Here is a 23781-nt window from a genome sequence, read left to right on the forward strand (position 1 = left end):
AAGTTGGAGGTGAAGGGTATTTAGTGTTCACTCTTGTATTGAACGACAGGTAACAGATTAAAAAATTTATTTCTGGATATACCATCCGGTCATTGTCTCGTCAAGCACTTTCTCATCGGTCTTCTCTGTTACCATGCTGACAATAACCATCGCTGCTACCGATATGATAAAAGCAAAAAATGAGAAGTGCATTGGCAGAGGTGCAATCTTAAAGTAGGAGATGCCGCCAAAGACCAGCGATGCGACAAGGCCAAGCGCCATGGATGCGAGCGCTCCTTTCCGTGTTGCACCACGCCAGTAGAGCCCGGCAAGCAGCGGGACGGAAAACGTGGCAAACATGATGCCGATACCTGCCCAGATAAGCCAGACCAGCATGTCGGGCGGGTTGAGTGCAAGCAGCAGGGTGACAACACCGGCAAGGATGACGGATATCTGGCTGACGAGCAGCACCTGCTTATCCGGTGCATCAGGCCTGAGAATTTTCTTGTAGATGTCCCATGAAAAATAAGTGCCAATCGTAAGCATGAGACGGTCAGTGGTGGACATGACTGCAGCTAGCACGATGACAGCAAAGATGCCCCATAAAAACATGCTCGGCAATGCGTACTGGACCCCGTGCACAAAGATGAAGTCAGATGCATTCGGGATTTTGGGGAGCGTAATCATACCCTCTTTGACAAGGACGATACCTGCAAATCCTGCGAACTTTAATAAAAACATAATTGCCCCGTACACGACAAAAGCGATCAAGGGTGCCCATTTGAAGTATTTCACGTCTTTTGCACTGAGAATATTGTTGATGACATGGGGGGCACAGGCAAGCCCGACCGTGAGAAGGAGGAAAAAGGATACTATGTATGCCGGAGTAAATACCGCCCCGGCGCCCGTCACCCATGGATCCACATTTGTCGGGTTCACTACCGCCATCACTTCATTGATATGGGTGAACCCCCCTGCAGCCATGATGACGATGGGCGCCATGAGGACCACACCGATGATCAGCATCAGCCCCTGCACAAGGGTTGTCCACGCGACTGCATAGAGGCCCCCGATAACCGTGTAAATTGTCACAATCGCAGCCCCGATAAGCAGTGCCATCCAGTGAGGCAGTCCGAAAAGCCACATAAGTACGATGCTGATCGCAGTGTATTGTCCTGCGAGATAGATCAGTGATACGACAATGCCTGAGATAGCAGACAAGCCGCGGAGCTCTTTCTGGCTCTCAAACCGGTGAGCAAGATAGTCCTGCACCGTAAGGTACCCGGAGCTCTTGGCGACATTGTGCATCTTCACTCCAAAAAAAATGATACAGAACCCAATCGAAAGGGGGACGGCAAGCTGCTCCCAGATCGTCGGCCATGCAAATTTAAACCCGAGTCCGGAGACTCCAAGGAGCGACATCCCGGAACAGACCGACCCCATCATGAGCATTAAAAAGACCCAGAATCCGAGTGATCGCCCGGCGACAACATAATCGGACATGGAATGGATCTTCTTGGATGCCCATATGCCAATCCCAATCATTACGATGCAATAAAAAATCACAAGACTTACTGCAACGGGATCGATCATGCCGGGGCCTCCTTAAAAGAAAGACCCCAAAGGATCAGGGCGATCACGATGATGAGGACAGCGCCTCCTACACTTACGACTGTCAACAAGGGCAGGCCGAACATAATATCGGTAATAGTGTGCAGTGTGCTGACATATAACGCATTTGAAATTTACCGAGGGAGTTAAAAAATTATTACCTGAAAAAATGATAAATTTATACAATAATTCTATCAAAGACATCGGTCATACAGGCATTATAGTATATCTCCTGTTCAAGAGGGGATTATCAGTAATTATCAATAAAATTATATGTCCGTCATTGTCTGCCACTGGCGGACTTTTGCGATAAGTTCATCAGGACGTTTTGTGTTGATCCTGACACGACCGCGGTATACCGAGCCCGTATTTCCATCAATGGATATAATGTCACCTTCGCGCAGGGTTACAGATCCGATAGTGCAACGGTGACGCACCGGATCTATGGACAGCGTGATGCAGTTGACGATACAGACCTTGCCCAGTTGTCGTGCAACCACTGCAGCATGGGATGTCCTCGCCCCGCGGGCAGTGAGAATCCCGGCCGATTTGTCAATACCGGCAATATCATCAGGCGAAGCAGTCTCCCGTACAAGAATGACCGGCCCGGCATCGGCATCTTTTTCTGCACGGACACTGGACAACGCAATAGTTCCCTGAGCAACTCCTCCGGATGCAGAAATGCCTTTACCAACCGGGGGCTCTTCGGCCTGGACTGTCTGTATTCCTATAGATGTGAGATCGATGGATATGAGACGATCGAGCGCTTCAGAAGGGGAGATGAGCCCCTCTTCACAGAGATCCACGGCAATCTGCAGGGCAGCAAGCGGTGCACGCTTCCCGGTCCGGCTCTGCAACAGGTACAGCTTCCTTTCCTGCACCGTGAACTCAAGGTCCTGCAGGTCACGGAAATGAGTCTCGAGCCGGTTTCCGGTCTGGAGGAGCTCCTGGAATACATCCGGCATCACCTGAATGATATCCATCTGGGTCATCGCTTCCCGGTCTCCGGATACCACATCCTCACCCTGTGCACCAAACCGGAAGTCCACGAGCATCTCCCTGTTCCCGGTCCACGGATTTCTTGTAAAAGCAACCCCGGCCCCGGATGAGGCACCCATGTTGCCAAAGACCATCGCCTGGACGGTGACCGCAGTGCCTGTTCCGTCGTGCACTCTCATCGAGCTGCGGAACGCTTTGGCCTTCGGGCTTGCCCATGAACGGATAACACTCATGGTACACTGGACCAGTTGACGGTTGACGTCCCAGAGGCATTCCTGCTGGTCAGGCACAGTATAAACCTGTTCGTAAATCGTGCAGAGCGTCTTTAAGCTCTGGTAGTCAAGTTCACGTTCATCGGCCACCCCCTCTTTTTTGATCATTTCTTTTAAGGGTGTCGAGTAGCGCGTTGGAGGATGTGCAAAGATGCTTGTACCGTAATTCTCCAGAAAACGGCGGTAAGAATCGTAAACAAATCTCGGGTTGCCTGTATATGCGAGCAATCCGCGGACTGTGACCGGTGTGAGACCGACATTGAGGATCGTGTCCATGATCCCCGGCATCGAGACCGGGGCCCCGGAGCGCACTGAAACAAGGAGCGGGCGGCGTGCACCGCCAAACGTGGTGCCGGTCGCCCGTTCTATATGTGCCATTCCCTGCTGGAGAAGTTGGGGGACTTCTTCGCCAAGGACTTCTGCATTTTTAAAATATGACTGGCAGATATCGACCGGGAGCGCAAAGCCTGCGGGTACCGGGATGCCTAGGGCCGCCATGTCAGCAAGTCCCGCGGCTTTATTACCGTATTCTGCTGCAGGAACAACATTCTGCTGCCCGGGCCCGAACAGCGCGAGTCGTGCAAGTGAATCTGACATACTACGCGTTACCGATTCATTCCTTCGAGTATTGTGTCATGCATGATATAGACGGATTTCATCAGGGAATTGGTCGACTCCTCGATAATACGGGCGATCTCAAAATATACACGCAGCTCCTTGTAATCGGTGCTCTCAAAGATGATCGCCTTTTCGGTGAGGCGGAGCGCTTCATCGCATTCATGCTCAAGAGAGATAACGCGGTTTACTGCTGTCAGGAATTCCTGCATTTCCTCACGGCTGTAATCCTTGCGGATTCCTTGTGCCGCGATAAGCACCTTCAGGTACTCCTGCCCAGCCTTGACTGCCAGTTCAGCCATCGAAGCAAGTTTCCGGTTCACCGATTTTGAACTTGTGATTGACGGGAGCAGGGTTGTAAAGAAACATGCTTCTTCCAGTTCATCAAGCGCATCATCAGCAGCATCGATGAGCAGGAGGAAAAACTCGGCCTCCTCGATCCTTCTGGACAGGGCACGCACCTGCATGACGAGCTGGTCAGCCCGGCTCTCCCACTCTTTTGCCCGCTTTGCACTGCGTACAACAAAATCCGGATCGCCGGACCGCTGGATATGGAGGAGGGAATCGCGGACTGCTGTCCCGACTTCGATTAAAAGTGATGCATGGTCTATGCAGATCTCCACAAGCCCTTCGTGTGCTGAACGGAAATAGCGGAGCAGCTCTGCTTTGATCTCATCCTGTATGAGCAGGCGTGGGTTGTTTGCGAGGAAGCCGGTGGTTGCGGTCTTTAGCACCCACTTGAGATACTCAATACTGCGGTCCCGCCCGAGAAGCTGGTGGAGGGGCTCTCCATACCGGAGCGGGACTCTGGCTGCCAGTTCCAGTGCACCGTAAATGAGCTTGTCCCCGCCAAGCCTTAGAAATCCCATGTGCCCAACTTCCTTATCGGCAGCCCAACGCAGTACCGAGATACAGTCCTTGTTGAGCAGGAAATTGCGCAGCTGTTTGCGTGCACGGTTCCAGTCGATCAGAAAGACTATGCGGGAGCCGAGATGGGAGAGAAAACCGGCAAGGTCGGCATCGTTTGCAGCAGTATAGGTCCCGACCGAGAGATGGTACACCTTCTTCTCAAACTGCCCGGTGCCCCGGCGGGAAAGGGTGTCCTGCCAGCGCACCTGCCAGCCTTCAAAGAGGCTCTGGAAGAACTCAAGGCGCTGCATATGGATATCGGTATATACAACCGAGACCGTTTTTTCCTCCACGTTCACGACAAGCACATGCGCATCGGTTACCCCGATATCGTTCTGGATCAGGAGTTTGTTCCCCGTGCGGGTTGCTGTTGTACCAAGGCCCGGGTGATCGAACCGGAGCGGTGAAGTCCGGTTGACACCTGCCATGAATGCACGGACAAGCACATCGTCACCGGCACCGAGCATGTAAGTCATAGCACCATCGATGGTTTCTTTTGATAGTTCGGTCTGCAGCTGGTTGAGGGCGCGGTGGAGGTCCATGACAAGAAGGTGGAGACTGTCTTGCGATCCCGCATCCCCCGATGTAATCGTGGTGATTAGGGTTGATGAGATGGTGCCCTCAGGTTCTTCATGGAGCGTTGCAAGCAGGGAATCCTTTCTTTTAATAAAACTCTGCGCTTCGTCGCGCCCGTGCGCAGTAAAGGGGGCGATCATCTCCTCCATGCAGTCCCATATAGCCGAGAGGATATCAGTCAAAAAGGGGACAGAATACAATTCCCCATCGATTCGTTGCGCACCCAGTACCACGGTGTCATACTGCTCGGATTCTATACCCGCAGTTTCGCGCTCTGTCCGCATCGTGGGCAAGGCACGTTCAGGATGGTCTGCCCTTTCCTGTGCTGTCTGGAGGAGAGTGAAGAAATATTTGATCCGGTCATTTGCCAAAAGCGCCCGGTTCACGAGCACCGGCAGGAGAAGCCCGTCTTCACCAAGTTCCTGAATGATAATCCGTTTCTCGGTCATCTGTCCCAATCCTGTATTGCACTTTTTTTCGGATGGTTTTAAATTACCTGCATGGTGTTGATAAACATTGGGAGTAAGGGGACCTACAAAATAGTTTTGTAGGAATTTTACGCACAGGATGAATCTGGCAATGATTTAGGCATAATTAATACATTTATTGGTGTATTACCAGTCTTTTTGGTTTGACTTGAGTACCATAAAAAAGATCAATTCGGTATTTATTTAAAAAATCTTTGGGATTATTTTGTACTTGCTATGGTCTTTGATCCCCGCAAAATTCCAATCCGTCCTGTCCTGACAAGCTCCTTTACCCCGAATTGACGGAGCAGCTTTTCAAGCGCATCGATCTTACCGGTATCTCCAGTAACCTGCAGGATTAGCGATTTTGCGCCGACATCGACGATCTGGGCGCGGAAGATCTGGGCGATCTGCATGATCTCAGCCCTGCCTGCGCCCGGCTCTGCATTCACCTTGATGAGTGCGAGTTCGCGTTCCACCCGCTCGTTTTCCGTCAGGTCAGTAACCTTGATTACATCGATCAGCTTGTTGAGCTGTTTCATCACCTGCTCGACCTTTTCATCGTCACCGATAACGACAATGGTGATCCGGCTCGTACCCGGTTCCTCGCAGGTGCCCACTGCCAAGCTCTCGATATTGAACCCGCGGCGGGAGAATAGACCGGTAACCCGGGAGAGAACGCCCGCTTTGTTCTCAACAAATACTGCCAGTGTATGCGGCTTCATGTCGGTTCATGCCCCCCAATCATCTCATTGATCGCAGCACCTGCCGGGACCATGGGGAAGACGTTCTCCTCCCTCTCGATTCGAAAGTCCATCACAAACGGGCCGTTGCAGTCAAGAGCCGCCCTGAGCGCCGGGAGCACATCATCGCAGGACTCTACCTTGATCCCTTCAATGCCATACGCGTTTGCAATCTTCACAAACTCGACCGGCGGAAGTTCTGTGAACGAATACCTGCGGTCATAGAAGAGCTCCTGCCACTGCCGGACCATCCCAAGGTACATGTTGTTGAGGATGGCGATCTTGACCGGTATGTTGTTGGCTGCAACCGTCCCCATCTCCTGGATGTTCATCTGGATGCTCCCATCACCTGCAACATCGAATACGGGCAGGTCCGGTCTTGCAAAATGCGCCCCGATTGCTGCGGGGAACCCATAGCCCATAGTACCAAGACCGCCGCTCGTGATCCAGGTCCGTGGATTTTTGAAATTATACCATTGGGCAGTCCACATCTGGTTCTGGCCCACTTCGCTGACGATAATGGCATCGCCTTTAAGAAGTTCGCTCATCTGCTGGATGATAAACTGGGGGCGGAGCCTGCCATCTTTTTTGTATTTGAGCGGGTGGTGCTGCTTCCAGTGCTTTATCCGTTTTATCCACGAATCTTTTGCGCCGGTCTTCTTAATCGACGCAAGCATATCTTTTATCACAGATTTTGTATCTCCGACTATCGGGACATCAACGCGCTTGTTCTTGCCGATCTCGGCCGGGTCAATATCGATGTGGATGATCTTTGCGTTCGGTGCAAACTTTTCGGCTTTCCCGGTGACCCGGTCGTCAAACCGGACGCCGATTGCCAGCAGCAAGTCAGACTCGGTGATGGCGAAATTTGCGTACTCCGTACCGTGCATGCCCAGCATCCCGAGGTTAAGCGGGTGATCTCCCGGGATACACCCGATACCCATCAGGGTTGTTGTTACCGGAATGGTAAGGACATTGGCAAGTCCGAGTAGTTCTGCAGATGCGTTTGAGCTTATGACGCCACCGCCGGCATAGATGACCGGACGTTCAGCGGCAGCGATCATCTCGATTGCTTTGTCGATCTGGCGTTTGTGCCCCTTATAGGTCGGGTTGTATCCCCGCAGGTTTACGGTTTCGGGATACTCCACTTTTTCAACAATACCGGTGCTGACATCTTTTGGAATGTCGATCAGCACAGGCCCCGGGCGTCCAGTGCCGGCTATAAAGAATGCTTCCTTCACGACCCGTGCAACGTCCCTGCAGTCCTTGAGAAGGTAGTTGTGCTTGGTGACCGGCATGGTAATGCCGGTGATGTCGGATTCCTGGAATGCATCGTTTCCCAGCAGACTTGTCGGGACCTGCCCGGTAATTGCAACGACCGGCACTGAGTCCATATATGCTGTAGCAATGCCGGTGACAAGGTTGCACGCCCCGGGCCCGGAGGTCGCAAGGCATACCCCGACCTTCCCGCTCGCCCGGGCGTACCCGTCAGCAGCATGCGCTGCCGCTTGCTCGTGCCGCATAAGCAGGTGTTTGAGCGTTGAGTTGTATAGCTCATCATAGATTGGCAGAACCACGCCGCCGGGGTAGCCGAATAAGATATCGACACCCTCGCGTTGCAGTGATTCAACGAGGATTTTCGCCCCGGTTTTCATGTTCTTCCCTCAAGTAGTCTGTTCATTCCGGCGATCATCGCTTCGACACTTGCCATGATGATGTCGGTGCGTGCGCCTCTTGAAGTAATTATCTTCCCGTCTTTACTTAATCTTACTGTCACTTCAACCAGTGCATCGGTCCCGCCGCTGATTGCATCGACATGATATTCTTCGAGCCGGATATCTGCAACATCCCCGATAGATTTTCGGAGCACCTGCATTGCCGCATCTACCGGGCCATCGCCGGTGGCTGCACCGGTCATCTCTTTCCCATTGACTTCCAGCGTGACCGACGCAGTCGGGATCATGTTGCTCCCCGATACAGCGGTAAATTGCCGCATCCTGATCACCGGTTTGCATTCGATGGCAAGGACAGCATCGGCTATTGCCATCAGGTCTGAATCCGAGACCCGTTTGCCCCGGTCCCCAAGGTCCTTGATCCGTTTAACGATCTCCCTGAGCTGGCTGGCATCGGTAGAATAATTCATTTCGTTGAGCGCCGCCTCCACGGATGCAGATCCCGAGTGTTTGCCCAGCACAATCCGGCGCTTCCTTCCGATCATCTCCGGCTTGATGGACTCATAGGTCGAAGGCTCCCGTATCACACCATGTGCATGGATTCCACTCTCGTGGGTAAATGCCATTTCACCGACGATTGCCTTGTTTACCGGAAGCGGGACACCGGTCAAACGGGAAACCAACAGGGCAAGGTGGTAGAGCTCCTCTTTTTTAATGCGGGTTTTATACTCGTAGAGGATCTCCAGTGACATGACCAGCTCCTCAAACGGTGTGTTGCCCGCACGTTCCCCCAGACCGTTGACGGTAGTGTGAGCACAACTGGCACCATTTTTTAAGCCGGCAATCGTATTTGTCATCGCAAACCCGAGGTCATCATGGCAGTGGATCGAAAGAGGAGCAATCTTTGCAAGTGGAGGGATGAACGCTGCAACTTTTTCCGGGGTAAGGAGACCCACCGTATCGCAGAAGCAGAGCCGGTCAGCACCCCGTTCAACCCCTTGCGCAAACAGTGTACGCAGGAACATCTGGTCAGCCCGCGACGCATCTTCACCCGAGAGTTCGACAATGAGCCCCCGTTCTTTTGCGTACTCGACTGCGCTGTATGCCATTGAAACGACCTGCTCGCGGGTCTTTCGCATCTTTTTTGCGATGTGCAGGTCGCTGACCGGGACAACGAGATGGACAGAATCCGCCCCAAAGTCCGCAGCATGGTCAATGTCCTCGTTTAACGCACGGACATAGGTACAGATCTCGGCACTCAGCCCGGCATCGGCAATCAAACGGATTGCTGCCCGTTCACCTTCAGACGCAGCTGCAGAACCGACCTCGATGACATCGACACCAATATCGGCAAGCTTTGATGCGATCTCAAGTTTCTGTTCAGGGTTTAACGAAACGCCGGGAGTCTGCTCCCCGTCACGTAACGTGGTATCTAAAAAGCGGATATTATCGACGAATAAAACACTCACTCATGGTTGGCACCATGAAATCATATAGGGAGTCACAGAATATAAATACGGCAGGTAAAGCCCGAAATGATATCTGGAGTAAATGCGGGCTTTTAAAGTGCGGGAATGCAGGAAGAGCTTGGTGTGGTAATCGCTATAAATATCAATCCTTCATCATGACGTAATCAACCGATCTGGTTCTTAAACAATAACAACTGAGAAAGAGAAAGGACAAGATCACGAATCAACCGGGTTTTTTGTCAATTATTCCCTGAGTGATAATCAAAAAGGAGAGAGTGTATCGATGGATTACGAGAAAGTCCTGATCCCTACGGACTGGTCGGATTATGCGGATGAAGCGGTCCGGCGTGCAGCCGAAATACCGGGAATCTCCGAAGTGACTCTCCTCCATGTTGCACCCATCCGGGAACAGGAGAGAACTGGCAATAATAATCATGGTGCCCCTGATGCCGGTACTGCAGCGGATCTTTTAAAAAGGGACCGGGCATTTCTTGAGGCCAAGGGAATCAGGACAAAGGTCACCATCGAGCCGTCACATCATCATCAGATTGCGCGGACGATCCTTGAAGTCGCACAGGCTCAGGGCATCATGCTTATTGCAATGGGTGCACGCGGTACAAACCGGATCCGCGAAGCACTTCTTGGAAGCGTTTCCCATGAAGTGATCAGGAATGCCCGGACTCATATCCTCCTCATGCACCCGGCTCCACCGCTGATATTTGGTCACCCCCCTCCGTCACCTTCATTACCTCTCTGCGAAAAAGTAATCTGCCCGGTCGATCTCTCCAAACCATCAGATGAGACCGTGCGCAGTCTTGTCCGGTGTGTCCACCGCCCCAAAGTCATCCTGCTCCACGTGATCCGGTCCGTGGAATCTGCCCGGCACCGGGACAGTCTTCACCAGCGGGCGATGATACGGCTCACTGAATTCCAGCAGGAGCTCGGGCTGCAGGGTATCACGAGTGAATTGATGGTACGGACCGGTGATCCGGTTCTCATTACCTGCATGACTGCGGAACGTGAGAATGCCACGGTTATCCTGCTCTCCCGGTACGGGCGGTTTGACTATACAAAAAACATCCCGATCGGTTCCACTGCCGAAGCGATCGCGATGCGGGCGACACGGCCCGTCCTGATCCGGTACCCGCAGATCAGACTTGACATTTTTGTGCGAGAACTTGCCGGCGAAGAGTTTTACCTTGCAGAAAAAGTCTGGGTGCACTACCACCAGCAGAAAGGTGACGTTTCAACCGACCGGATCTTTGCGGTCTTTGTTGAAGGGACGATTGCCGGTGTTGCCCGGTGCCGGCGTCACCCGGATGGCAACGAAGTTGACGGTGTGTTTATCCTGCACGAATTCCGGGACAGGGGATATGCCCGCAAACTGATGCAGGATTTAATCCTGCATTGCGGCAGTGAAGTCCTGTACATGCATTCCACACTCGAACTTGTCTCTTTTTACCGGACATTCGGTTTTGTCCCAATACCGGAGCAGGAACTTCCGCCAACGATACGGGAGCGGTTTAATTTTGCGCTCGGGAACATGCAGGGTTCGGATGTCTGCCCGATGAAGCGGGTGCCCGAAAGCCTGTAAAAGAAGACCGGAACGCGAACGCGGGATGATGATACATGGATATATAAAAGGAGCAATCTACTTTTAACGAAAAATTCTTTTGACCAATCAAATCCCATCTGTTACGAGCGAACTTATGACTGCCGGACCCCCAAATGCTGATTTTTCTGACCCGACCCAATTCATCAACCGCGAACTGGGCTGGCTCGCGTTCAACCGGCAAGTGCTTAGCGAAGCGCAGGACCAGTCCCACCCCCTGCTCGAACGGGTAAAATTCCATGCAATTTTTGCAAACAACCTTGACGAATTTTTCATGATCCGTATCGCAGGACTCAAGCGTCAGCTTGAAAATGGTGTGCTTGAAGCGCCCCCGGATGGCATGACACCTGCCCAGCAGCTTGCTGCAATCCGTGCCGCACTCACCCCCACGCTCGAAGAACAGGCGGCATGCTGGAGAGAAGAGCTCATCCCTCAACTGGCAGCGTCCGGTATCCATATTCATACATATGGAACGCTCAACCCTGAACAGCAGGCTTTGGTGCGCCAGCATTTCATTGACAATATCTTTCCTGTTCTCACCCCGCTTGCCTTTGACGTGTCGCACCCGTTCCCGTTCATCTCCAACCTCTCCCTCAACCTCGCCATCATAATCAAGGATCAGAACCGGGAGTATTTCGCCCGTATCAAGGTCCCGACACGACTTTTTCCCCGGCTCCTGCGAATCCCCGTGACAGATGATCCCGGCCGCGATGACGATTCAAATGTGCATTTTATCCTGCTCGAAGAGGTAATCGCTGCAAACCTTGACCTGCTCTTCCCCGGCCTTGAAGTGGTCGCTGCATACCCGTTCCGGATTACCCGGGATGCAGACCTTGAGATTGAGGAGGATGAGGCGTCCGACCTGCTGACTGCGGTCGAGGAGGTGATGGAGCAGCGCCGGACCGGCAGGCCGGTTCGGATCGAAGTCCACCGGTCCATGCCTGACCGGATTTGCATGATGCTCGAGAACAAACTGGGCATCTCGTCACCCATGCTCTACCGCCTGGACCACCCTGTCGGAATGGCTGATATGATGCAGATGCTCTCCCTTGACCGGCAGGACCTCAAGGACACCCCCTTTGTCCCGTCTGTCCCGCCAGAAATTGCCGAGGGCAGGGATATTTTTACTGCAATTCAACACAACGACGTCCTGCTATTCTGTCCCTACGACAGTTTCTCTCCGGTCATAAACTTCATCCGGCAGGCAGCGCACGACCCCGATGTGCTCGCAATCAAGATTACCCTGTACCGGGTCGGCGCAAACTCCCCAGTTGTTGCTGCCCTCATGGAAGCCCGGGAGAACGGAAAGGCGGTTGCCGCCCTCATTGAACTCAAGGCGCGGTTTGACGAGGAGAATAATATCGTCTGGGCACGCCAGCTGGAGCGTGCAGGTGTCCATGTCGTGTACGGGATTGTCGGGCTTAAGGTACATGCAAAACTCTGCATGGTTGTACGGCGTGAAAAAGAGGGTATCCGCCGTTACCTGCACCTTGGGACGGGCAACTACAATGCCACATCCAGCAGGATTTACACGGATTTTGGGATTTTTACCTGCGACCGTGAGATCGGAGCGGATATCGCAGACCTCTTCAATTTCCTGACTGGATATGCCCGCATCGAGCAGTATCGCAGGCTCCTTGTTGCACCGGTCTCTATGCGAATGTCGATCCTGGAGCGCATCGAACGGGAGGTTGTCCGGCACAAAACTGGTGGTGACGGCAGGATTATCTTCAAGATGAACGCACTGGTTGACCGGGAATGCATCACTGCCCTGTACCGGGCATCACAGGCCGGTGTCAGGGTTGAACTACAGGTAAGGGGGATTTGCTGCCTGCGCCCGGGGCTTAAAGGAATCTCGGAGAATATCCGGGTGACCACGATTGTCGGCAGGTTCCTTGAACATGCCCGGCTGTATTATTTTCATAATGGGGGAGAGCGCGAGGTGCTGCTTGGGAGTGCTGACCTGATGCCAAGAAACCTTGACCGGCGAGTGGAGATCCTTTTCCCGGTAAAAGACCCTGCGATTAAGTCTGCACTGCTTGATACCATTCTTGACCGCCAGCTCCATGATACAGAGAAACTCCGGGTGATGGAAAGCGATGGCACCTATATCCGGGATTTTAGGAATTTTGATGGTGGACCGTTCAATGCACAGAGCTGGTTTATAATCCACAGGGGGGAATGGCACCGTGGCAGCACATGAACGCTTCCTCTGCAGGTTCGCAGCAAAACGCCTTGTTCCCCGCGTGAGGGCATTTGTCCGGGAAATTGACGGGGTCAGGGAGGGCACCAATCCCGACCATGTGCACGGGATGCGTGTCGCGTCACGGCGGCTGCGGAGTGCCCTGCCCCTTTTCTCATCCTGTTTTATAGAAAAAAAGTACCGGCGCTGGATGAAAGGGATAAAAGCGATAACCAGCGCGCTGGGCAGTGTGCGGGACACCGATGTCCAGATCCTGTTCCTTGAATCATATGCAAAGGAACATCCTCCGTTATTCAGGGACGGTTCCGGTATTACCTCACTTATCAAACTTCTCCGCCAGCAACGGGCACGCCAACAGGAAGATGTACTTGCGGCACTCGACATGCTGGTCACGGACAACACAGCCGGGGAGATCACAAATGCACTCCGCGAACTATCACTTCGTAAAAAACCGGAAAAGAAGGTTATGGAGATTCCATCCGATTTGTACCAGGCGGCAGCGGGACATATCGGATCGGTTCTGGACGCGATGCTTTCCTATGATGCGGAGCTGCAAAATCCTGATGATGCAAAAGGACATCACAAGGCACGGATTGCGGCCAAGAAGCTCCGGTATACCCTGGAAATCTACCGCCCTATTTATCCGAACCGGCTGAAATCATCTATACAGCACATCAAAAAGCTGCAGGAATCTTTAGGAATGCTCCATGACTGCGATATCTGGGCGCAGTTCCTCACCCTTGTTGTTGCAGACCGGCACCGGGCCTTGTCCGGACATGAGAATTTTGGGACGCATCCTTCCGCCACATTTGTTTTTGTTGCTGGCAGTTCTCCTGTCGAACCCGATGTCGTCCGACTGCTCCTTGACCGGAAACAACAGCGCGATATAATCTACCGGGAACTTGTTTCTACATGGGAGGACTGCAAAGCCCGGAATATCTGGGGCCGCCTGCGCACTGAGATAAACTCCGCAGCAGAGACAACCCCTGCACCGGAACTTCTACTGCAAGAAAATACAAAAGAATATTCTCTTGAATCTGTGCATGCCCTTGCAGGATCATTTCCACAAGGATATGAGCATGCAAAACAGGTCACCCGTCTTGCCCTGATGCTCTTTGATGAGCTGGCCCCGCTTCATAGTTATTCCGGTAATGAGCGTTTCCTCCTTGAATGCGGAGGGCTTCTCCATGATATCGGATGGGTATTCGGGCAACAGGGCCATCATACCCGGAGTTTTTCCATGATAGTGGATGATCACACCCTCCCGCTCTCTGACAGGGAACGCACAATTGTTGCTTTAATCGCCCGGTACCACCGCAAATCAGTCCCCGGTGCAAAGGATGAAGTGTTTATGTCTTTAAAACCCAAAGACAAAAGAATAGTCCGCACTTGTACTGCCCTGCTCCGTGTAGCCGATGGCCTTGATTATACCCATACCGACCGGATCTCCTCGCTTGCATGCACGATCTCTTCCGATGCGGTGACCTGCAGGTTAGTGCACGAAGGGGATGTCGTTGTAGAAACGGCAAGGGCGATCCAGAAAAGCAACCTCTTTATCAAGGTCTTCTCACGCAGGCTTGTGTTTGAATGAAGGCAGCCGTTAAGGGCACGGAAGGCCATGTTGTAGGTTTTGTCGATATCGGCACCAACTCAGTCCGGCTTCTTGTCGTCAGGTTCAACCCGAACCATTCCTTTTCGATACTCACCAAAAAGAAACAGCAGGTGCAGCTTGGAGAGGGCGAGTTTGAGAATGAGGAACTCAGGCCAGAAGCGATTGACCGGGCGGTTGTTGTCTGCAAAACATTTGTTGAACTTGCCCGGACATTTGCCTGCGAGGAATTTGTCGCAGTGGCAACGTCAGCGACCCGTGAGGCGGCAAACCAGAACGAGCTGTTGAGCCGTCTCCGCAGGGAAGCACACCTTGATGTCCGCGTTATCTCCGGGCGCGAGGAAGCACGATTGACCTATCTGGGTGTTGCGACCGGGGTCAACCTCGGCGAAAGACTGGCGCTCTTTATCGATATCGGTGGAGGGAGCACCGAACTGATCCTGGGAAACAAGCAGGACTATACCTACCTTGAGAGCTTAAAACTCGGCTCCATACGGCTGACCAACCAATACATCTCCCCATCAGATACAGGGCCGGTATCCCAGGGACAATATAAAAAACTTCAGCATCATGTAAAAAACCAGATCATTCATATCGTGAAGAAGGTCAAGTCAGAGAAACCCGATATTGCATTCGGGAGTTCCGGCACGATTATGAACCTCGCCGAGATCGCACACCGGGCCCTGCACAAGAATTCCGAAAATTCCAATGGCATCCTTACCCACCGGGACTTAAAGAAGGTGATCGAAATGCTCTGCGCACTCCCGGTAAGCCAGCGGCAGCATGTCCCCGGAATGAACCCGGGGCGGGCGGATATCATTATTGCCGGGGCAGCAATCATCGATACCCTGATGAAGGAACTTGGCCTTCTTAGCATTAAGACAACGACACGGGGGTTGCAGGATGGTCTCCTTGCGGATTACCTGTCCCGGATGCATGAGTTTCCTCTGTTCGGTGAACTCTCGCCGCGCCAGCACAGCGTCCTGCAGCTGGGCCGGTCCTGCGGGATTAATGAAGCTCATGCCCGGACGGTGACGATGCTTGCGCTGGGGCTCTTTGACTCCGCAAAAAAACAGAAACTGCATAATTATAGCGAGGCCGAACGTGAACTTCTTGAATATGCAACATTTCTGCATGATGTCGGGTCGTTCATCTCCTACACGAATCACCATACCCACTCATACTATATCATCCGGAATGCAGATCTGCTGGGTTTTAATGAGCGGGAGGTCCTGATCATTGCAAACATCGCACGATTCCACCGGAAGAAAGTGCCAGGGAAGAATACACCGGAGTTGCTTGAAATCGAACCGGCAGAACGCGAAGTGGTGCGGGTCCTCTCAATGTTCCTGCGCCTCGCAGAAAGCCTTGACCTCAGCCATGCGGCTCTCGTGCAGGGGGTAAGGTTTGTCAAAGTGGAACAAGACACCGCATACCTTGAAATCGTTGTGCGGGGCGACTGCCAGCTCGAAATCTGGGGGGGTTGAGGGCGGCCAGGCAGCATTTTTCAAGATTTCCTTAAAACACCTTGTGCTGGAACTGCGCAGGAAAGAACCAGAGGCGAATGGCTCATCACTATCTTCGTCATGGTAATTAACGAAACATATGGCATAAAAATTGGACAACATAAGAATTCTCGATAAAACAATTTTAAATTGAATTTTTTTAGATCTTCAATCCCCGACAAGTATCTGCGTATTTACTGTCACCCCGTTGCCTGCCATCTCCACATTATACCGGCCTTTCTCCCGGACCATGAACTCGTTTTTGGTTTGCTGGTCATACTCCTTGTTGAACCCCTTCGCTGCGACAACAGTTCCGGAAACAGCGTCCAGAATCCGTACCTCAAACCAGGAATTCGGGTCCGGGTAGACCGCATACACGATATGTTCAGTTGAAAGGCCAATGTCGACAAGTTTGGATCTGTTTACCATAACCGGAATAATAGTAAACTTGATAAAGAGGGGCGGGCGGGTGAGATCAACAGGGAATAACTCTTTCTGGCCGAAGTTGTATGTAAGGTTGCGGTTATACAATTCCTCATATGTCTCTTCAAACCGTTCATCTGTAACAATTTTTTGGGTTTGGATGGTCGTTACCGGCAGGGGGGTCATTGTCGGCGGGGGCGTCGGCAGTGTAGTCGGAGACAGGGTATGAGCCGGCTGTTGTATCAGGGGAGAAAATCCTGCTTTTATAACCTGCATCCCGAAAAAACAGAAAACTGCAACTACGGCGATTATGACAATGACTCCAAAAATAATTCCGGCATTTTTAGGCAGGGGTTTTTTGCCTGCTGACGGAGGCAATGGTGGTTGAACAACCGGAATTTCGGGTGGAGGCGGAGGGGGTGGCTGGTCCCCGGGCAATTTTGCCCCGATCTCATAAATATCCTGCGCTGCTCCGCAATATTCACAGAATTTCTGGATTTCCGAGATCTCTTTTCCGCACGTGGGACAAAACGGCATAAAATACCATCAACGGGATGATTTATAAGAATTGGGAATCTCAAAAAAACGGGATTAAAATCTGGTTTAAACAATGCCTTTTTCCTGGAGCATCCAATCGATTGCGTCTGCCGCATTTTTTGCGTCCCTTGCAAGGATAACGGTGCCGACCCGGTACCAATGCCAACCCCGCCCGACCGCTCCCTGCCCTGGCCGGCGGGATCGTCTCTGTCGTATGTTTTGATACCCTAAAAGCGTGGCCGCTGAAGGGCCGATAGGCCAACAAAAGCGGGCTGCCGGATCGCTATGAGACTAATAACTTCTTGAGTGCCTGCACGAGTTTCCCGACAGTCTCCTGCGCATCGCCGTAGAGCATCCGCGTGTTATCCCGGTAGAACAGGTCGTTCTCGATCCCGGCAAAGCCCTTTCCCTGACCGCGCTTAAGGACGATGACGTTCTTCGCCTGTTCGACGTCAAGGATAGGCATGCCGAAGAGCGGGCTGCCCTGCCGGTGCGCAGCCGGGTTGACAACGTCATTGGCCCCGATAACAAGGACTACGTCTGTGCCCGGAAACTCCGGGTTCACTTCGTCCCGGTCGAAAAGGTAATCGTAAGCGACCCCGGCTTCGGCAAGCAGGACGTTCATGTGCCCGGGCATTCGCCCTGCGACCGGATGGATAGCGAACTTCACCTGGATGTTCCTGCTTTCTAGCAGGTCGGCCAGCTCCTTGACCTTCTGCTGGGCCTGGGCGACCGCCATACCATAGCCGGGAGCGATGATTACCTTGTTCGCGTAAGCGAGCATGACAGCGACGTCGTCTGCCTCGACCGGGTTCATGCTGCCCTGGACCTGCGTTTCTCTTTCTTCTGTAGCGCCAAACGCACCGAAAAAGACATTTGAGAGCGACCGGTTCATCGCCCTCGCCATCTGGAGCGTGAGCAGCGAACCCGCAGCGCCGACAATGACACCTGCGACGATCATTGCATAGTTGGGGGATGCAAATGAGAAACCGTCAAGGGCAACAGCAAGCCCTGTGAAGGCATTGTACATCGAGATCACAACGGGCATGTCAGCCCCGCCAATCGGGAGTGTCATCAGCAGCCCAAACCCAAGCGAGAGTATAAAGAACAGCGGAAGATACATCGCAACGGTGAGCGGGATCCAGGATTGGGGGCAGAGGATGAGTATACCGGACACGATAGCGAGGGCCAGGGCTGTCAAGTTGACCGCCTGCTGACCCACGAACGTGATTGGCCGCGACGGCATCCAGCCCTGGAGCTTCAGGAAGGCGACGAGGCTCCCCGAAAACGAAACGGCTCCGATGAGTCCGCCAACGACCGCGAGGGAACCGGTGGTGGTTGTAAAGGTGCCAAGGAGCACGACAGCCGAGATCCCGGCCGCCGCGCCGCCACCCATGCCATTGTAAAACGCGACCATCTGGGGCATGTCGGTCATCGAGACTCGCTTTGCTGCTACGTAACCAAAGCCACCACCAATGACAATTGCGATTATCATCAGGGCGAAGTTGGTGAGGTCCGGGGTTAAGAACGTGACGAAGGTTGCGATCAGCATCGCGACACCTGCCCAGACAATCCCGCTCCGTGCAGTAAGAGGGTGACTCATCCGTTGCAGGCCGATGATGAAGAAGAAGATTGTCGCAATGTAGACCGGCTCGATTGCAAAAGAGAGGTCGACCATCTCACGCCCCCTTGCCGGGCTTCTTCCCGCTCTTGTCGAACATCTGAAGGATCCGCTCTGTGACAACATAGCCACCGGTAACGTTCGCCGCCCCGAGGATGACCGCGATAAACCCGATGATCTGCTCCAGAGGCGTCGTGGCAAGACCGAGCGCGACCATCGCGCCGACAAGCACGATCCCATGGATGAAATTCGAGCCGCTCATCAGTGGCGTGTGCAGGATGACCGGGACCCGGCTGATGACGACATAGCCGGTGAACCCGGCAAGCATCGCGATGTAGATCGCAATCCAGAACGCATTCAAATCGCTCATTGTCCCCCTCCGCTCAGGAGCTCACGTGTCGGCCCGTGGCGCACCTCGCCTGCATGGACCAGAAGGGTCGCGGTCAGGATCTCGTCAGTGTATTCCCTGACGAGCGCCCCATCCATGTCGACAAGGAGCGTAAGGAACGACTGGAGGTTCTTCGCATACATCTGGCTTGAGTGGAACGGAACCTGGGCCGGGAGGTTCTGAGGCCCCATGATTGTGACGCCATGTTCATGGACTGTCCTGCCGGGCCGGGTTAGTTCACAGTTGCCGCCCGATTCGGCAGCCAGATCGACAATGACTGCGCCTGGCCGCATTGCAGCGACGGTCTCACTGGTAATAAGGAGTGGGGCTTTCCGGCCGGGAATATTGGCCGTCGTGATGACAATATCAGCACGCGCCACGGCAGCGGAGACCATCTGTTGTTCTTTTGCTTTCTCCTCAGGCGTGAGCTCGCGGGCATAGCCCCCCTGCCCCTCGGCATTGATCTCGAGCTCGAGAAACCTGGCACCGAGGCTTCGGACCTGTTCGCCAGCGGCATGTCGGACGTCATAGGCTTCAACAACAGCACCAAGCCGCTTTGCCGTGGCGATCGCCATGAGGCCTGCGACGCCAGCGCCAAGGATGAGCACCGTAGCCGGTCGTATCGTACCTGCGGCTGTCGTCAACATCGGGAGGAACTTCGGGCAGTTCCCGGCGCCCAGGATAGCCGCCATGTATCCGCCGGCCGTTGCCTGTGAACTGAGCACATCCATGCTCTGGGCTCTTGTAATCCGTGGAACAAGTTCGAGGGCAAAGGCTGTGATTTTCCGGTCGCGCATATGGGCGACGGCCTCAAGATTGCGCGAGGCGTTCATAATTCCGATTATTATCGTCCCCTCAGAAAGCTGATCGATGTCGGCGACTGTAGGGGGCTGGATGCACAGGACGATCCGGGCGCCATCCAGCAGGCCGGTCCGGCTGGATGCAACCTTTGCACCGGCAGCCGTGAACAGATCGTCCGGGTAGTACGCGTTCATCCCCGCATCATGCTCGATCCAAACCTCGTAACCTGACTTCGTGAGTTTCTGGACGACCTCTGGTACAACCGCGACGCGCTGTTCCCCAGGTACATGCTCCTTTGGAACGGCGACCACTATCGGCATTGCTACCGGGGGTTTTAAACCGGTCGGGATTAATCCCTTTTCCGCCTTTGCGATGACGGGGGTAATGGTAATTCACACCACCCCGCTCTCATCTTTCATGAACATGGCGAATTGTCCGGTCTTGCCGGGTTGGCCGACATGAGATATCCTGACAAATATCTGGCAGACCGTATCTGCTGGTTTTTGAGTCTTCTCAATAAAAAACAACCCCGTCACTCCTCGGATGTGGTACGCGATGTATCATACAGATTGAATCTGAAGCTTTTTTACCTTACGCACCCTGACTGCAACACCCCGGTGTGACCGGCGCATCTCGTCACCGGACATCGCCGCTTTTCCCGTTGCCCATGCACGGGGGCCGGTGACCAGAACCTCGTCGCCTTCGCGGATGGCAGGGTCCGCAGATACAACACCCGGTACCAGCACATCTCCTTCAGGGATAAAGTCGTCAATTATGACCCGGCAGCCTGAAGGGATAAGGTTCCAGCCCTCAAATGTCGGGCGGAGCAAGCCCGTCGCAATATCAACCGAGAAGCACTGCACATTGTTTTTCATGAAAAATATCTCCGGAAACCGGCCACGCACGGAAAAACCGCGGGTGTCAAGGTCAATGCCGAACTGGTACGAGCACATGCCGTGCAGACGGTCATCTTTTATACGCCGCTCCCCGGAAAGAGCCTGATGGAGTCTTTCAAGGGCAGCGTCATCAGCCGGGCGGTCTCTGCACGAATATTCCATCTCGATAGCGCACGCTTCTGCAGCCATCTCTGCAACTATGAGTGCCCCGCCATCAAGATGCGCAATGATGCGGCGGTACCGGTTACGTTCAAAATAACGCCCGATGACACCGGCAATGACTGCGCATTCCTCAGCGTCCCAGTACCCTGTGACAGGGACATCGTAATGTCCCGCCGGGTATACGGTCTCCAGTTCGCGGGGGACAAGCCCCAGTGGGGAGGTGACGATCAGTTCGTGCGCCCGGTGTGCGACTGCTGCCTGGAACCTATGGTGGCTCCGCGACAGGGAATAGGGTTTTTTTGCCGAACATGGGAGCAGGACGCAAACATCGGATTTTGGCGGGAGGTACCGGGTTGTAACGCGTTCTGCAAACCTGCGGATCTCAGGACGGTTCATCGATTCCCCGGAGTTCACCAGCATCACGCTGCCACGGCCAATTGGTGCATATGGTTCCATAAAGCCATACCGGGCATCGAGATGCCTCAGGATCGAGACGTGGGGGGCATGCATCCGGCATCTTGATTCCACGAGTTCGCGCAGCTGACCCTGTTCAATAAAACGGGTAACGAGCGCGATCTCGCGTAAAAGCGCCTGTCGGTTATGCAGTTTTAAGGAGCCGGTTCTGCACCCCTCGCATGAGCAGATTCCAGAATTCATTATGGTTTTGGTAAACTCACCTTCCAGGGTGCAAAAAATTCCCTGCGCTGCCTTGAGGTCGACTGCCCGGAAGTCAAAGAGGTCAAAGCCTGAGTATGTGAGGATGTGAACGTTTGACGGAAGCGCGGTCCCGGGTGCGTACCATGTCGTATCCGGGGGAGTCTTACTTTTAAGCGCCTCAAGCCAGTCCACATAGTTGCGGGGGTTTGAGAACGCTGTGTGCCAGTTTGCGACCATGACGCATTCCTCGCTTTTTGCCGGATTATCAATGAGCGGATGAATCGTGACCGGCTGGTCCCCGGACTGCACGGAATATTCACGCACAAAACCTTCGGGACTAAAAAGAGGGACGTTGGTGTGCTTCATCGATAAAAGCGACGGGAAAAATTCTGTTGTGTCAAGGACTGCCGGTGTTTTTACGGGTGTACCATCAATGGTTGCAATGCCAATGCGTGCAAGACCATCCCGTTTCCTGATCTCAGTACGCACTGTTGTCATTCGCGCACCTCAATATCGGAGAGTTCCTGCCGGACAATTGCATGCCACTGTTTATTGCATGAAACTACGAAACGGGTGCCGGGATGGCTGTTTGCAAGGGCGCGAATCCCTTTGCATCCCTGCCTGACCATTGATTCATCCCAGTCCGGTATCTCGCTCTGCCCTATCGGGAATGTCTCTTTGAGCTCTTTTGGGTACGGGCCGAAGGGGGGCTTGAAGAGGAGAAGATCGGAAAATCCGTCCCGCATGTTACCGTCAAACGCAATGAGGACATCCCTCCCGAGCCTTAGCCTTGAAAGGCTATTCTGGTACCGGACAACTTCTGTGCGCCCGCAGCTCTCGGCTCCCCGGTAAAAGAACCTTCGCTTGGTTGCGCGGTCAAAAGTCTCCAGTATCCCGTTGTATCTGAGGAGTTCGCGGTATCCCGACAGGAGCTGGGGGTGCCCCCGACCGTGCTCGTCCACGAGTTCCCAGAGCGTGCCATCGGCAATCGCCTGCCGGATACGGGCGATCTCGGCAAGCGTGACGTGCAGGTTATGGATCGCGAGCAGGCGCTCCCTGTCCCCTGATTTGCGGAGTTCTTCTGCAGAATTGCTCCTGCAGACATTGCACGCACACGGGAGTTCAACAAGTTCGTCAACCTTGTAGCTGCCGTGGGAAGTAAGGTATCTCCCTTCTTTTGCATAGAGCGCGTACGCAGCAGAGTCAAACAGGTCGCAGCCCATTGCTACCGCAAGCGCAAACATTGCAGGGTGCCCTGCGCCAAAGAGATGGACGCAGGCATTGCGCGGGAGCGACTGTTTTGCCGCCATCACGACTTGTACAAGCTCGCGGTACCGGTACCCCTCCATGAGCGGCACTACGGCACCGATCGGGCAGAAAGAAAAGCCCAGACCGCCAACGTCCCGCCCGGCCTGTTCGCGGAGATCCGGATAAATGCCGCCCTGCACCGGCCCTGCGATGGGAGCGTCATTGCCAAAGGTCGCCTTTGCTTCCCGCAACCGCTCCATGGTGATCGCCAGCTCAAGTTCTGCTGTTGCACGGTTGGCAGACGGGGGCGTAGGAATATCGAGCGGCACCCAGATGTCACTCTGTATATCGCGCTGGAACTCAAGCGTTTCAAGGTTTGATACTGACACTTCTCCATACACCGAGAGCTGGAACGAGCCGGAATCGGTCATGATAACACCGTCAAAATCAAGAACCCGGTGCAGTCCATCTGCGAGCGCCTGCTCCCGGTACTGCATGCTCTGGCTGAAGATGTAGGCGTTGGTGATGATCGCTTCGACTCCCATCCTTTTCATCTCAGCCGGGGTAACAAGCGGGAGGTGTGGGTTGATAACGGGCAGAAGTGCGGGGGTCTTTATGATTTTTTTTCCGACAGCAAGCTTTCCACATCTCCCCGCGATATCGCTGTCAAGGCTCTCGAATTGTATTGTCATGTTCCTTCCCTCCCCATAATTCCCTTGATCTATGTATGATCGGGTTAAACAGTTGCCGTACCCAACGGTCACCTGATTTCCCACCTTTTTTACAAATGACTCATTTCATTCCGG

The 23781-nt window shown here is 53.7% G+C and carries 17 protein-coding genes; 4 read left to right on the forward strand and 13 right to left on the reverse strand.

Annotated features, from left to right (window positions below; genetic code table 11):
• Positions 1 to 66: 66 nt before the first annotated feature.
• The 6 genes from OS112_05395 to OS112_05420 all read right to left on the reverse strand — a co-directional run bounded on the left by OS112_05395 (position 67) and on the right by OS112_05420 (position 9313).
• The gene (locus tag OS112_05395; GenBank protein ID WAC06066.1) at positions 67 to 1572 is read right to left on the reverse strand and encodes a sodium:solute symporter family protein; all 1506 of its coding nucleotides are present in this window, start codon (positions 1570 to 1572) and stop codon (positions 67 to 69) included.
• Positions 1573 to 1859: 287 nt separating this feature from the next.
• A complete protein-coding gene (locus tag OS112_05400) occupies positions 1860 to 3458 on the reverse strand; it encodes a PEP-utilizing enzyme (protein WAC06067.1) in 1599 nt (532 codons plus the stop codon).
• An 8-nt stretch (positions 3459 to 3466) separates the two neighbouring features.
• Entirely contained in the window at positions 3467 to 5410 is a 1944-nt protein-coding gene (locus OS112_05405) for a hypothetical protein (protein WAC06068.1), read from the reverse strand.
• Between the two features lie 239 nt (positions 5411 to 5649).
• Positions 5650 to 6153, reverse strand: a complete 504-nt coding sequence (gene ilvN, locus OS112_05410) for an acetolactate synthase small subunit (GenBank protein ID WAC06069.1) — start codon at positions 6151 to 6153, stop codon at positions 5650 to 5652.
• Positions 6150 to 7826 (reverse strand): biosynthetic-type acetolactate synthase large subunit, encoded by a 1677-nt coding sequence (gene ilvB, locus OS112_05415; protein WAC06070.1) that lies wholly within the window; start codon positions 7824 to 7826, stop codon positions 6150 to 6152. Before ilvB ends, ilvN begins: the two co-directional genes overlap by 4 nt.
• Positions 7823 to 9313: a 2-isopropylmalate synthase gene (locus OS112_05420; protein WAC06071.1), complete on the reverse strand. Its 1491-nt coding sequence runs from the start codon at positions 9311 to 9313 to the stop codon at positions 7823 to 7825. Before OS112_05420 ends, ilvB begins: the two co-directional genes overlap by 4 nt.
• Before the next feature lie 283 nt (positions 9314 to 9596).
• Between OS112_05420 and OS112_05425 the strand changes: the two genes are divergently transcribed.
• From OS112_05425 to OS112_05440, 4 genes are all read left to right on the forward strand, one after another.
• Positions 9597 to 10907, forward strand: coding sequence for a GNAT family N-acetyltransferase (locus OS112_05425; protein WAC06072.1), 1311 nt, complete (start codon positions 9597 to 9599; stop codon positions 10905 to 10907).
• Between the two features lie 115 nt (positions 10908 to 11022).
• On the forward strand, positions 11023 to 13128 hold the full coding sequence (gene ppk1, locus OS112_05430) for a polyphosphate kinase 1 (protein ID WAC06073.1): 2106 nt from the start codon (positions 11023 to 11025) through the stop codon (positions 13126 to 13128).
• Positions 13115 to 14719 carry a CHAD domain-containing protein gene (locus OS112_05435; GenBank protein WAC06074.1) on the forward strand — a complete coding sequence of 535 codons (1605 nt, stop codon included), beginning with the start codon at positions 13115 to 13117 and terminating at the stop codon, positions 14717 to 14719. The genes ppk1 and OS112_05435 overlap by 14 nt, the downstream gene beginning before the upstream one ends.
• The gene (locus OS112_05440) at positions 14716 to 16224 is read left to right on the forward strand and encodes a Ppx/GppA phosphatase family protein (GenBank protein ID WAC06075.1); all 1509 of its coding nucleotides are present in this window, start codon (positions 14716 to 14718) and stop codon (positions 16222 to 16224) included. The genes OS112_05435 and OS112_05440 overlap by 4 nt, the downstream gene beginning before the upstream one ends.
• 186 nt (positions 16225 to 16410) lie before the next feature.
• Here OS112_05440 and OS112_05445 read toward each other — a convergent pair whose 3' ends face one another.
• The 7 genes from OS112_05445 to tgtA form a co-directional block, all read right to left on the reverse strand.
• Positions 16411 to 17202 carry a zinc ribbon domain-containing protein gene (locus OS112_05445; GenBank protein WAC06076.1) on the reverse strand — a complete coding sequence of 264 codons (792 nt, stop codon included), beginning with the start codon at positions 17200 to 17202 and terminating at the stop codon, positions 16411 to 16413.
• A gap of 283 nt (positions 17203 to 17485) precedes the next feature.
• On the reverse strand, positions 17486 to 18880 hold the full coding sequence (locus tag OS112_05450) for an NAD(P)(+) transhydrogenase (Re/Si-specific) subunit beta (protein WAC06077.1): 1395 nt from the start codon (positions 18878 to 18880) through the stop codon (positions 17486 to 17488).
• Position 18881: 1 nt separating this feature from the next.
• Complete coding sequence (locus tag OS112_05455) at positions 18882 to 19193, reverse strand: NAD(P) transhydrogenase subunit alpha (protein ID WAC06078.1); 312 nt, start codon at positions 19191 to 19193, stop codon at positions 18882 to 18884.
• Entirely contained in the window at positions 19190 to 20332 is a 1143-nt protein-coding gene (locus OS112_05460) for a Re/Si-specific NAD(P)(+) transhydrogenase subunit alpha (protein WAC06079.1), read from the reverse strand. Before OS112_05460 ends, OS112_05455 begins: the two co-directional genes overlap by 4 nt.
• A 72-nt stretch (positions 20333 to 20404) precedes the next feature.
• Positions 20405 to 20548: a hypothetical protein gene (locus OS112_05465; protein WAC06080.1), complete on the reverse strand. Its 144-nt coding sequence runs from the start codon at positions 20546 to 20548 to the stop codon at positions 20405 to 20407.
• 24 nt (positions 20549 to 20572) lie between these two features.
• Entirely contained in the window at positions 20573 to 22225 is a 1653-nt protein-coding gene (arcS, locus tag OS112_05470) for an archaeosine synthase subunit alpha (protein ID WAC06081.1), read from the reverse strand.
• A complete protein-coding gene (gene tgtA, locus OS112_05475) occupies positions 22222 to 23667 on the reverse strand; it encodes a tRNA guanosine(15) transglycosylase TgtA (GenBank protein WAC06082.1) in 1446 nt (481 codons plus the stop codon). The genes arcS and tgtA overlap by 4 nt, the downstream gene beginning before the upstream one ends.
• Between the last annotated feature and the right edge of the window lie 114 nt (positions 23668 to 23781).

It is taken from the genome of Methanoregula sp. (assembly GCA_026625165.1).
Taxonomy (GTDB): Archaea; Halobacteriota; Methanomicrobia; order Methanomicrobiales; family Methanospirillaceae; genus MVRE01.

Bases quoted from the DNA above. Each gene is read 5' to 3' on its own strand.
- OS112_05395 (WAC06066.1), bottom strand. From the start codon at position 1,572: ATGATCGATCCCGTTGCAGTAAGTCTTGTGATTTTTTATTGCATCGTA.
- OS112_05400 (WAC06067.1), bottom strand. From the start codon at position 3,458: ATGTCAGATTCACTTGCACGACTCGCGCTGTTCGGGCCCGGGCAGCAG.
- OS112_05405 (WAC06068.1), bottom strand. From the start codon at position 5,410: ATGACCGAGAAACGGATTATCATTCAGGAACTTGGTGAAGACGGGCTT.
- ilvN (WAC06069.1), bottom strand. From the start codon at position 6,153: ATGAAGCCGCATACACTGGCAGTATTTGTTGAGAACAAAGCGGGCGTT.
- ilvB (WAC06070.1), bottom strand. From the start codon at position 7,826: ATGAAAACCGGGGCGAAAATCCTCGTTGAATCACTGCAACGCGAGGGT.
- OS112_05425 (WAC06072.1), top strand. From the start codon at position 9,597: ATGGATTACGAGAAAGTCCTGATCCCTACGGACTGGTCGGATTATGCG.
- ppk1 (WAC06073.1), top strand. From the start codon at position 11,023: ATGACTGCCGGACCCCCAAATGCTGATTTTTCTGACCCGACCCAATTC.
- OS112_05440 (WAC06075.1), top strand. From the start codon at position 14,716: ATGAAGGCAGCCGTTAAGGGCACGGAAGGCCATGTTGTAGGTTTTGTC.
- OS112_05445 (WAC06076.1), bottom strand. From the start codon at position 17,202: ATGCCGTTTTGTCCCACGTGCGGAAAAGAGATCTCGGAAATCCAGAAA.
- OS112_05450 (WAC06077.1), bottom strand. From the start codon at position 18,880: ATGGTCGACCTCTCTTTTGCAATCGAGCCGGTCTACATTGCGACAATC.
- OS112_05455 (WAC06078.1), bottom strand. From the start codon at position 19,193: ATGAGCGATTTGAATGCGTTCTGGATTGCGATCTACATCGCGATGCTT.
- OS112_05460 (WAC06079.1), bottom strand. From the start codon at position 20,332: ATGCCGATAGTGGTCGCCGTTCCAAAGGAGCATGTACCTGGGGAACAG.
- arcS (WAC06081.1), bottom strand. From the start codon at position 22,225: ATGACAACAGTGCGTACTGAGATCAGGAAACGGGATGGTCTTGCACGC.
- tgtA (WAC06082.1), bottom strand. From the start codon at position 23,667: ATGACAATACAATTCGAGAGCCTTGACAGCGATATCGCGGGGAGATGT.